Here is a 10,305-nt window from a genome sequence, read left to right on the forward strand (position 1 = left end):
TCATTTAGGCGCTGGCTTTTATCTCGGCCTTATAGGCCGCTCGTCATGCCACCCCCCCCCTCTTAGGGGTGGTCATGACTCATCTCAAATGCAGTACAATGATAAAAGCTAAAAGAGCCTTGCAGAAGGGGAACACCTTCCGCAGGCTTTTTGCTGTTTATTTTGCGTTTCCCGTATAACGCTTTTCCATATGCCGGAATATGAGAATATCGCGGAAGTGAGAAGCGCATATTCGATAGGGAATGATGCCACCTTAAAGCCGTCTGTATATCGTTTGGAACGCGGCATACAGAGGGAAAATCGAACGTCTGAATGTATTGACATATGCCCCATATAAAATCCAGGGAGAACCTGTGTAAGGTAGCAAAAGTGAGTGGCGACAGGCTGCTGCCCGAAGTTCGTAATCTATAGGCGCTTGTTGGAGGAATCTTTGCAGAGTATTCTGTCTACTTAACCCCGGAAATGGTAGGTCGTGTAATAAGGTAATAGGGGATAGTTCCGTGAAAGCTGACATTACCGAAGCGAGAGTGCCGCAAAAAAGCAAAAAGGTTTAAGCGTTTACCCATAGGAAAAAACAATGCCTCTTGAGGAGAAAACAAAAACGGCAGAAGGTGTGAACCTTCTGCCGAAGAGTATAGGAACGTGAAAACTACCAAGCACGCTGCTGGTGCAGGAAGCAAGTGCGAGCGTTAGACTGTCGGCCCCTGCGCAGAATCGTCTTTCGCTTCGGGTGGGGCGGGCTGAGGTTTTCGGGTGCGTTTGCACCAGACCAGTGCGAACACGACTGCAACGAATATCACGACAAGTGCAGCCAGCAACACGAACCAGATATTGGCGGTGGTTACTTCCGCCATAAAAGTGATCTGCCCACCGGGGCAGTCAATCAGCAGGTAACTGCCGTCCACCTGGGGCTTTTGTTTGACCCAGGTGTCACCCTGCTGTACCCATACGGTGTAGTGGGCTGCGGTGTCCGGCTTGCGAAAGTGTACCGTGCAGTCTGATGCACCGAACACCGGGTCGGTCACTGTGACGGTATAGGCCGTACCACTGTGTGTGCGGCCGTCTGCATCGCTGAAGCTGGTCTCGGCAGTGGCGACGTTGACCTGGGCCTGCGGGCTGAAGCTGCCATCTACCAGCACCTGCGGCGTTTCACCGCTGTCATCGGCCAGGGCAGAGGCGTAGGGAATGTATTCGGCTTCCACCGTCTGACTGTACGTCAGATTGCTGTAATCCATATCCGGCCATTGGCCTACATAGCCGTCTTTCTGCGGCACAGCGGGCAGGCTGGTCACGCCCTCGCCGTAGCGGAAAGTCACGGTGGCTACTGTCTTTCCGTCTGCAACAAAGGTCAGTTCCAGCCGGGCGAAGCCATCCGGCGCGGCAGGGTCGGATGCCAATTCTTCAAAGCTGGCGGGCAGGGCTTGGGCGGCACGGGTCACGCCATCCACTGCGCCAAGGCTCTCGTGAATGTACTGATTATCGGCCAGCGCTGCGTCTGTGGGTACACGGCCAGCGATGGTCCCGGCATAGCGGATAGGCTGCCCATCTTCGCCGGGCAATAGTTCCACCATCGTGCGGCAGCCAGTGATTTCAGCGCCATACCCGGCGATACCGCCGACTTCTTCGTCGCCGGTCAGCGCACAACGTGCCCAGCAGCTTTCCAGAATGCCTGCGCTTTGCCCGGCAATGCCGCCTACCTGGGTGGTACCGGTCACGTTGCCGGTGTTTTCACAATCAGCTGCGTAACCAAAGTCCATTCGCCCGGCAACACCCCCGGCCGCTTCTTTTTTGGCGGTGACGGTGCCGCTGTTGCGGCTGTCCAGCACGATCAGGCGAAGCTGCACTTCCGCAGAAAGGGCGCTGCCTGTGCCATCCTGCTGCCAGTGCCCGGCGGGGTCGGTGTCCAGTTCATTGGCCAGGCTGCCGACGATACCGCCCACGCAGCTATCGCCCAGTATTTCACCTGTGTTGCCGGCGTTGACCAGGCAGCCGTTGCCCTGTTCCTGGAGCAGTTGTTCGGCCTGTTCGCGGGAGACGTCGGTGAAGACGGCTTCCGACTCATTTGCGTCAGGAGAAGATGTCAATGCGCGCACGGCGTCCACGACACGGCCCAGTTGGTCGTTGACAGCGCGCAGGTCGCCGGTCAGGGTATCGCCAGCCGCATTGACCGCAGTATTCAGCGCGTCAAATCCATCCAGTAGCGTCCCCAGTGCAGTGTTCAGGGCATCGCTCTGTTCAGCTACCGTACTGTCCAGGCTGGGAACTGTTACGGTCGGCTGCCCGGCCAGGCCGGTCGTGATCTTCTCGATGCCTGCCACGGCACTTTGCAGGGCTTGAGATACTGCCTGCAGCGATGTTTTCAGCGCAGCCAGGTCAGCGGGCAGCGTTTCGCCGGCAGTGTCCCAGGCGGATTGCAAGGCGTTTACTGCGGCGGCCAAAGCTTCCAACCCTGTGTTCAGGCTGTCCCCGGCGGCAAAAAGCTGATCTACTGCGGCGCACAATTCTTCCCATGCGGTAGACAACGCACTTTCGGAGGTCTGCCCCTGCCATTGCAGGGCTTCAGCGGCGGTGTGTACCTGTTCGAGCGCAGCGCGGAAAGATTCAGTTGTTGCCTGCAGGGTTTCGATCTGAGTGCGCAGGGCATCCACTTCGGCGGGCGTAAGGCTGGCGGTCAGTGCGTCCAGTGCCGTCAGCATGTCGTTGGTGGCAGAAACCGCCTGCCCTGCGGCTTCAAGACCGCTGTCTGCTGCCGCTAAAATGGCACTCAGGTCGGGTGCATCGCTGGTCAGCTGAGCGTGGATATCTTCGCGGCTTTGCAGCATGGTATCTCGCGCCTGCTGGTACACCCGCAGGGCTTCGAGCAGATTCTCCAGTTCCTGGGGGCGGCCGTCGGCTGTGCCGAAACTGCTCAGCAGCCGGTCGAGTTCCTGGACGGCATCCTGCACCTGCGCGGCGGCGCTGCGCAGTGATGCCAGTGCGTCGGCCAATGTTTGCCAGGCGGCCTGGCTTTCGCTGTCATTGCCAAGGGCGTCTCGCAAAGCCTGCAGCGCGTTGTAAGCGTGTTCCAGCGCAGAATGGGCGTGGCTGCGCGCGGCAGCAAAGGCTTCAGCGGCGGTCTGTAGCTGTGCTTGGGCCTCCTCGCCCAATTCCGCCACAGCAGCGGCATCCTGCAAAATCTGTTCCAGGGCATCCCCGGCGGCGTCGGCCTGTTCGAGTGCGGTGCCGATCGAATCGAGCACGGGGCCCAGATGGTCAATGACCCAGGAAAAACGGCTCGCCGCGCTGTTGACTGCTTCGATGCCGCCGTCCGCCCAGTCGATCATGCCGTCGGCCAGTGCGCTGGTACTGTCCTTGGCTGTGCGCGTGGCTTCGGTCAGGTTGGAGAGCGCGGCAGAAACGCCGTCCCCGCTCGTGTCCATATCGGTGAGCAGGGTGTCCATTTCGGTTTGCAGAGCGTCCAACTCGTTATACAGGGCATCCAATTTGCCGCCATCATATTGCACGGTCAGCACGGGTTCCAATTGACCGGCCACCCCGCCCACGTCCTGGCTGCCCTGCACGGTACCGCTGTTGACGCAACCGTCCAGATAGCCGGAGGTGCGGCCGACGATGCCGCCTACGTTATTGCCGACGCTGGCATAGCCAATAGAGGCGGAGTTCTGGCAGCTCTGCAAAATACCGCCTGAACGCCCGGTGATGCCGCCGATGTCGCTGACGGCGGCCAAAGCCGCGCCGTCCTCGCCGGAAAGGTCGATCCCGACCAGCTTGCCGGCAGCGTCGGGCAGAATAGTGTTGACTGCGCCGTCGTTTTGACAGCGCACGATGCTGCCCAGGTTTTGCCCGGCGATACCGCCGGCCATGCGGTCGGCCTGTACGGCGGCGTGGTTTTGACAGTTGATGATCTGGCCGCTGGTTTCGTTGCGGCCGACAAGACCCCCGGCTTCCTGGTTTGCCGTCACTTGGCCGGATGCACTGCACCCGCGCACAAGGCCGCGGTTTTCGCCTGCCAACAGGCCCTGTATGGTGGCGTCGGCCCCGCCGGTTGTACCTTGCAGGTGGAGGTCCTCCACCACGGCGGACGCTTCAAGATAGCGAAAGAACCCCTGCACGTCGCCGCCGCCACCCAACACCAGGCCGGAGATGGTGTGCCCCTGTCCGTCGAAATGGCCGCTGAACACCGGCAGACCGGTAAAGTCATGGCCGGTCAGGTCCAGGTCGGCTTGCAGCTTCACAGTAAGATTTTGGGTGGCGGTATCCACGATGCAGCGCGTTTGCAGCGCCAGCAGATCATCAACGGTGTTGATGGTGACGGTCTCGCCGCCCGTTGTGCCGGCTTCCTCCGCCAGGGCCGGCAGGGAAACGCCGAGCGCCAGTACAACCGCCAGCAGCAGGGCGGTCAGCCGCTTAGTCAGTTGTTTCATCGGATGTTCCCTCCTGTGTATCGGGATGTGCGGCTGCGGCAGATTCGGGCGGCGGGTCGATTGTAGGCGGCAGCGTCTGCATCTGACCGGTAGCCATCTGCAAAGTAGCATCACCGCGGATCGTTCCGTGCAGGGTGCCGTCCACATAACCGTGGATGTAACCGCGCACATGACCGTCTACGTGCAATACCGCGCCGTGGACTTCCTGCTTGGAGGGGGAGGGCAGGCGCAGGATAAAGCGGGTGCGCTCGACGATAGCATCGCTCAGCACCAGGATCTGCGGCAGGATGAACAGTACCAGGAAAATGGAGATCAGCGTGCCGCGGCACAGGCATTCGCCAATACCGGCAATGTAAGGCTGTGTGGTGATGCAGCCGATGAGGAAAGCCGCTGACGTCAAAATGCTGCCCGAAGTCAGAATGGTGGGGAAAGCAAGGTTCAGTGCCGCCACAATGGCTTGTTTGGGCGGCATTTGTTTTTTACAGTCACTGTAACGGGTAGAAACAACGATGGCATAGTCGATGTTTGCGCCCATCTGGATGGCGGTGACGATGAGATAACTCATGAAAAAGACATAGTTCCCGGTGAGCGCCGGAACCGAAAAGTTGAGCCAGATGCTGCCTTGAATGACCAGGATCAGCAGCAGCGGCAGACCCGCCGACTGGAAGGTGAACAGCAGCACGATGATGACGAACACCGCGCTCAGCACACTGATGAGGACGTTATCCTGGGCAAATGTGGTGGCCAGATCGTAATCGCTGGTAGAGTTGCCTACCAGCAGTACAGCGTCCGGACCGTAGTATTTTGCGGCTTCCTTGTGGATGGTCTGTAAAAAGTCGAAGGTATCCTCGCCTTCTTCCGGCAGAGTCAGTGCCAGCACGATCCGGTCATAGTTGGTGCCCTGCATCTGGTCCTGGGCCATCTTCAACTGCCTCTGAATATCGTCGAGGTTCGCCTGCATGTCGGCATCCAGGGTGACGGCGCCCGAATCGGCCTTGTCACATAAAAACAGCAGCAGGTCCATCAGCGGCAATTTATAGTCGTCCAGGCTGGCAAGATTCCCCAAATCGTCATTTTCAGCGGCGTACAGCGCGTAAATTGCCGAAGTGGAACTGTAATCAAGATCGGCGGCTTCCGCCAACTCGCGCGGGGGCAGCTCATCGGTCAACACGTAACCGCCGATGGCCTCTATATTCGCCAAGCCCATGGCGTAGTCCACTTCGGGATAGCTTTCCAGCGTATCTAACAGCTGCGCTTCTGCATCGTGGTTACCCTTGGGCACCAGCAGCGCCATGATGTTTTGCGTGCCAAAGGTGTCGTCAATGCGTTGCTGAGCGATTTGGGTATCGTTTTGACGAAAGGTTTTGAGCAAAGTTTCGCCGTAAGCAAACGGACAGTCGCTGGAAAGGAAAAAGCCGACGACGGCCAACGCCACAAAGAGCGGCGCCCCCACAAACCGCAGGCGAACGGCAAAACGCCCCCAGGCGTCGATGCGGGGGATAAGCTCCCGGTGTACCGTTTTTTCCAGCAGCGGGGCAAACAACATCAGCAGCGCAGGCATCAGGGTAAATACCGACAGCATGCTGAAACAGATTGCCTTGATGAGGACCAGCCCGAGGTCGAAGCCGATGCGGAACTGCATGAACATCATTGCAGCCAGGCCGGAGATGGTCGTCAAACTGGAGGAGGCGATAGCCGGGATGGAAGCCGCCAGCGCAAGGATGCAGGCCTCGCGGTCGGCATGGGTGCGGCGTTCCTCAGTGAAGCGGTGCAACAGGATGATGGCGTAGTCGATAGCCAGCGCCAGTTGCAGCACGACGGATACAGAGTTGGAAACGAAGGAAATTTCGCCGCAGAGGAAGTTGGTGCCCATGTTGAGCAGCGCCGCCGCGGCAAATGTCAAAATCAGCACCGGCACCTCGGCATAACTGCGAGAAGTAAGCAACAGCACCACCACGATGATGACCGCGGCGATGAGCAGAATGATCTGCATCTCGCTGTCCAGCGTGTCCGCCATCGAAACGCCGATCGTGGTGGAAATGTAAGCATCATAGGGGGCTACGGCCGCCCGCACGGCGTCCATGGCGGCCAAAACAGATTCATCCGTTTCCGGGCCGTTGAAAGTCACATCAAAGAGCGCGTCGGTCCCTTTCCAGTGGTCGGCGGTATCGTCAAACTCTACCGAGAAAACGCCCTCGATGCCCCGCAGTTCTTCGGCCAGGCGGTCGGCCCGGTCATAGGTCGTCTGGCTGATCATCACCCGTGCGGTGCCATAGGTGACGAACTCGTCCTCCATTACGGTCAGGCCGCGGCGGGTCTCGGTATCAGCAGGCAAGTAGGCGGTCAGGTCGTCGCAGACCTGCACCCACCCGCGGGACACCACGCAGAACGCCAGCGCGATGATATAAAGGAACAAAATGATTTTGCGTTTGTCTACAATTGCCGTAGCCAGCTTGCCAAAAAAGCCCTGGCTGCCCGATTGTTGCATGTGGCTCGCTCCCTTTGCTTTTGCAACATTGATAAAGTTGAGCAGAAAGTCAAATATGAACACCTGTTGACTTTTGCCTGTGAGCTGATTATACTGAGAGAAATCGCGGGGTTCAACAGGCAATCTGGCATCCAAACGTACAAAAACAGACACATTGCCTGCAAAGTGTCTGTTTTTGGTAAAAAAGTTTACAGGAGTGATTCTGATGGCAAAAGCCGAATACCGCAGCGCCGTCCGTTCCCGCCGCCTTATCAACCAGGCGGTAGCGGAACTGATGAAAGAAAAGCCGCTCGATAAGATCACGGTGACCGACGTGGTCAAGCGGGCGGACATCAATCGCGGCACTTTCTACGCCCACTATACCGACGTGCCCGATGTGCTGGCGCAGCAGATGGATGCCGCCTGCCAGACGCTGTGTGATGCGCTGGCAGACCGCGGGACTGCCAGCGATCTCAACAATGTGGGGGTCGTGCTGCGCAAGTTGCAGGTTTTCTTTGAAGATAACTTCGACTTTTTCTCGGCGTTGCTGTCGTCCAGTCTGGCGCAGGCCGCTACGGAGCAGTTGCGGGATCTTTTTATCGAGTGCATGACCGCCCACCCGCCCCAGGGCGTTTCGCCGGAAAGGTTTCTGTTTTCGATCCGCTTTGCTTCCGGCGGCATGGTCGCCATGTACCGTGACTGGGTGGCCGGTAAGCTGCCGATGACCCTTGACCAGTTGACCACAACGGCCACTGCTGTTGTGGAAAGCATGGCGCCCGAACGCTATAAAAGCGGGCACGCAGGAGAAAAATAACGATTTGAAAAAGTCTTGCATTTGCACAGCAAGTGAAGGGAAAAACAGCCAGGGGCAACGGCATCGAACCTGTAACAAATGCCCTGTTTCACTTTGCAGCACTGTACAATTAGAAATACTGCAACTATAATAGAACCCGGAGGAAATACCGATGGATGCTGAATTGTTGGAAACACTTTCCCGCATAACGCCGGAGGAACGGCGGCTGCGGGATGGGGAAGCACTGGACCGCACCCTGTACGCTACGGGGCAGGAGTTTGAGGTGGAGGCAGCCAAGCTGCTGCGCCAGGGGCAGATGATCACGATCCGGCCGCATACGCGGTTCGTGGCCTTTCCACGCCACAGCCATAACTATGTAGAGATCATGTATGTCTGCACCGGGCAGATCACCCATATCATCGGCGGCGGAACCACGGTGCATCTGCGGGCCGGGGAACTGCTGTTTTTGAACCAGCGGGCCAGCCATGCGATCCAGCGGGCAGACGCCGGAGACGTGGCGGTGAATTTTATTGTCCTGCCGCAGTTCTTTGACTTTGCCTTTCAGATCGTGGGGACGGGCAGCCTGCTGGGGCGCTTTTTGCTGGGAACGCTGCAAAACGGAGGGACGGAGATCACCCATCTTTTGTGCCACACGGCGGACCTTCTGCCGGTGCAGAATCTGGTCGAAAGCATGGTGTGGAGCCTGCTGAACAACGAACCGGGGGCGCGGCGCGCCAACCAGATGCGTATGGCCATGTTGCTGCTGGACCTGCTGAACCACCATGAGTGTGTGGAAGCCCAGGGCGAAACGGGGCGGGGCAGCCCGCTGGTGCTGGCCGCGTTGCGGGAAATTGAGGACGACTGCCGGGACGCCAGCCTGTCCCGTGTGGCAGAACAGTACCATGTGTCGCTGCCGTACCTGAGCGCCCTGATCCGTCAGGTCACCGGCAGCACGTTCAAAGAACTTTTGCAGCAAAAACGGCTGGACCGTGCCCAGCAGCTTCTGCGCACCACAAATCTGCCGGTGCTGGCGGTGTCCGAAGCGGTGGGGTATGAAACGACCAGCTACTTTTACAGCATTTACAGGAAGACCTTTGGCATAACGCCGAAAGAGTACCGGGACCGTTTGTGCAATTCCGACAAATAACAGGATTCTGCTTAAATAAGCGCGTGATTTTATTGTAAATCACGCGCTTATTTTTTGCGCGCGGGTGCATTATACTGGGAACAGAACAAGCAGAAAGGAGCGGTACGGATCGTGACCTGTCATCTTGCCATCGACATCGGCGCGTCCTCGGGTCGGCACATTGTGGGCTGGGTGGAGGACGGCCGGATGCACTTGAAAGAAGTGTACCGTTTTGAGAATCGCCTGACGGAGAAAAACGGCCACCTTTGCTGGGAAATGGACCGCCTGTGGGAGAACGTCCTGGCCGGGCTGAAAGCCTGCAAAGCCGCTGGATTCACGCCCGCCACCCTGGGGATCGACACCTGGGCGGTGGACTTTGTGCTGCTGGACGAAAACGGCCGCATCATCGGCGATACGGTAGCCTACCGGGACAGCCGCACCGAGGGGGAGCGGGAACGGCTGGAATCTATCCTGCCGTTCAGCGAACACTACGCCCGCACCGGCATCCAGTACCAGCCCTTCAACACCGCCTACCAGCTTGCGGCGCTGAACCGGGAACACCCCGAACAGCTTGCCGCAGCCCGCACCTTTTTGATGGTGCCGGACTATCTCAACTATAAACTGACCGGTGTGGCCGCCAACGAATACACGAACGCGTCCACCACCGCGCTGGTGGGGGCGGGGAGCCGGGACTGGGATGCGGAACTCATCGCAAAGCTGGGCATCCCCCGCGCGATCTTCCAACCCATCCGCATGCCCGGCACCGCGCTGGGCCGCCTGACACCGGAAGTGCGGGAGGCAGCCGGCTTCGACTGCACGGTGCTGCTGCCCGCCACCCATGACACCGGCTCCGCCTGGCTGGCGGTGCCTGCGCGGGACGAGAACGCGGTCTATCTTTCCAGTGGGACATGGAGCCTGCTGGGCGTGGAGAACGGCAGCCCCATCACGACCCCGGCAAGCTGCGCGGCCAACTTTACCAACGAGGGCGGCTATGGCGGGACGTACCGCTACTTGAAAAATATCATGGGCCTGTGGATGATCCAGAGCGTGCGGCGGGAACTGGGCGCGCGCGACCCCGGCGGGCGCCGCCCCGGATTCCCGGAACTGATCGCTGCCGCGCAGGAAAGCGGTGCGTTCCCCGGCATGGTGGACGCGGATGATCCGCGGTTCCTGGCCCCGTCTTCGATGATCGACGAGGTCACGGCCGCCTGTGCCGAGGCGGGATACCCGCGCCCGCAGACCACCGGCGAAGTGATGCAGACCATCTATAACTCGCTGGCCGACGATTACCGCCGCGCGGTGGCGTCGCTGCAGACCCTGACCGGCAGGCGCTACACGAGCGTCAACATCGTAGGCGGCGGCAGCCAGGACGGGTATCTGAACCAGATGACCGCCAATGCCACCGGCCTGCCGGTCTACGCGGGCCCCACGGAGGGGACCGCCCTTGGCAATTTGATGGTGCAGTTCATCGCGTCCGGCGAATACGCCGATGTGCAGA

5 protein-coding genes are annotated in these 10,305 nt (G+C 59.3%); 3 read left to right on the forward strand and 2 right to left on the reverse strand.

The genetic code is table 11. The features are described 5' to 3' along the window. Positions 1–689 precede the first annotated feature (689 nt). Together Q0526_RS02890 and Q0526_RS02895 are read right to left on the reverse strand one after the other, a co-directional pair. Positions 690–4,421 (reverse strand): hypothetical protein, encoded by a 3,732-nt coding sequence (locus Q0526_RS02890; RefSeq protein ID WP_298730680.1) that lies wholly within the window; start codon positions 4,419–4,421, stop codon positions 690–692. After that, the gene (locus Q0526_RS02895) at positions 4,405–6,909 is read right to left on the reverse strand and encodes an MMPL family transporter (RefSeq protein WP_298730682.1); all 2,505 of its coding nucleotides are present in this window, start codon (positions 6,907–6,909) and stop codon (positions 4,405–4,407) included. The genes Q0526_RS02890 and Q0526_RS02895 overlap by 17 nt, the downstream gene beginning before the upstream one ends. A gap of 205 nt (positions 6,910–7,114) precedes the next feature. Between Q0526_RS02895 and Q0526_RS02900 the strand changes: the two genes are divergently transcribed. The 3 genes from Q0526_RS02900 to Q0526_RS02910 all read left to right on the forward strand — a co-directional run. Then, positions 7,115–7,702, forward strand: a complete 588-nt coding sequence (locus Q0526_RS02900; RefSeq protein WP_298730684.1) for a TetR/AcrR family transcriptional regulator — start codon at positions 7,115–7,117, stop codon at positions 7,700–7,702. A 151-nt stretch (positions 7,703–7,853) separates the two neighbouring features. Beyond that, entirely contained in the window at positions 7,854–8,828 is a 975-nt protein-coding gene (locus Q0526_RS02905) for a helix-turn-helix domain-containing protein (RefSeq protein WP_298730687.1), read from the forward strand. Between the two features lie 111 nt (positions 8,829–8,939). Then, positions 8,940–10,305: rhamnulokinase family protein (locus tag Q0526_RS02910; protein WP_366522023.1), on the forward strand; the 1,366-nt coding region annotated here is incomplete at its 3' end.

This window comes from uncultured Subdoligranulum sp. (genome assembly GCF_937890665.1).